Origin of the sequence: Nguyenibacter vanlangensis (genome assembly GCF_013376155.1) — a bacterium.
Classification (GTDB): Bacteria; Pseudomonadota; Alphaproteobacteria; order Acetobacterales; family Acetobacteraceae; genus Gluconacetobacter; species Gluconacetobacter vanlangensis.
Genome location: NZ_JABXXP010000618.1, coordinates 1 through 1,644, shown reverse-complemented (window position 1 = coordinate 1,644; position 1,644 = coordinate 1). Strand labels below are relative to the sequence as shown.

Annotated in this window: 2 protein-coding genes; both read left to right on the top strand. The window is 69.5% G+C overall.

Annotation, left to right across the window (positions count from 1 at the left end; translation table 11 throughout):
- Positions 1-1,180 (top strand): glutamate-5-semialdehyde dehydrogenase (locus tag HUK84_RS17300; RefSeq protein WP_176641366.1); only part of this gene is annotated, 1,180 nt, incomplete at its 5' end.
- Positions 1,181-1,182: 2 nt separating this feature from the next.
- The coding region (locus tag HUK84_RS17295; RefSeq protein ID WP_176641365.1) for a nicotinate-nucleotide adenylyltransferase at positions 1,183-1,644 on the top strand (462 nt) is incomplete at its 3' end.

Sequence of the window (1,644 nt, the reverse complement as noted above, 5' to 3'; positions counted from 1 at the left end):
CAGTACCACCGATGCGCGCAACGCCGCACTGCGCCATGCGGCACGGGCCTTGCGCGACCGGCAGGACGAGATCCTGGCGGCGAATGCGCGCGACCTGGCGCATTCCACCACGACGGCGGCATTTCGCGACCGGCTGACCCTGACGCCGGCACGAATCGAGGCGATGGCGGTCGGGCTGGAGGACGTAGCGGTGCTGCCCGATCCGGTCGGGCGGGTGCTGGCGGAATGGACGCGGCCCAACGGGTTGCGTTTCCGCCGTATCGCGACGCCGGTCGGGGTGATCGGCATGATCTATGAAAGCCGGCCGAATGTCGGCGCGGACGCGGCGGGCCTGTGCGTCAAATCGGGCAATGCGGTCGTCCTGCGCGGTGGATCCGAGAGTTTGCACAGCGCGCGGGCGATTCACGCGGCGATGGTGGCCGGCCTGCGGGCGGCGGAGTTGCCCGAGGCATCGGTGCAGATCGCACCGGATGCCGATCGGCGCCATGTGGCCGACATGCTGGCCGCATCCGGGCAGATCGACCTGATCATCCCGCGTGGCGGCAAGTCTCTGGTCGAGCGCGTGCAGCGCGAGGCGCGGGTACCGGTCCTGTCGCACGCCGAGGGGCTTTGCCACACCTATGTCCACGCGGCGGCCGATCCGGATATGGCACGGGGATTGGTGGTGAATGCCAAGATGCGGCGCACCGGAATCTGCGGGGCGACGGAGACGCTGCTGATTGACGCGGCAGTGGCGCCGTCGCTCTTGCCCGTCATCGTCGCCGATCTGGCTGCACGGGGCTGTGCCTTCCGGGCCGACGCTCGCGCGCGGGCGATCGTGCCGGGTCTGCCGGCGGCGAGCGTCGCCGATTTCGCCACCGAATGGCTGGATGCCGTGCTGTCGATCGCGGTAGTGGACGGGGTGGACGACGCCCTGGCGCATATCGTCCGCCATGGCAGCGCGCATACCGAAGCCATCGTGACCGAGGATGCCGAGGCGGCGGCCCGGTTCCTGAATGGTACCGATAGTGCCGTGGTGATGTGGAATGCGTCGACCCAGTTCTGTGACGGGGGCGAGTTCGGGTTCGGGGCCGAGATCGGTATCGCCACCGGGCGCCTGCATGCCCGCGGACCCGTCGGCCTGGAGCAGTTGACGACCTATCGCTACGAGGTCATCGGAACGGGGCAGCAGCGGCCCTGACAATGGTGTCGATTCCCGCGTGGGGCGACGGGCGACGGGCCCGGATCGGCCTGTTGGGCGGCTCGTTCAATCCGGTGCATGTGGGCCATCTGCGCCTGGCACGGCGGGCGCTGCGGCATTTGCGTCTGGACCAGGTTTGGCTGATGGTTTCGCCGGGGAATCCGCTGAAACCGGTCGAAGGCATGGCGCCGTTCGCCGACCGCCTGGCGAAGGTGGCGGCACGGGTGGACGGGCGGCGCGTCGTCGCGACCGATATCGAGCAGCGGATGGGGACGCGCTATACCGTCGATACGGTTTCGCTGTTGCGGCGGCGTTTTCCCCATGTCGCGTTCATATGGCTGATGGGGGCGGACGGGCTAGCGCAATTGCCGCGCTGGCACGCATGGCGGGGCATCGTCGCACAGGTGCCGTTCGCGGTGCTGCCGCGGCCGCCCTACACCACCGCGGCGCTGCGGGGGCAAGCG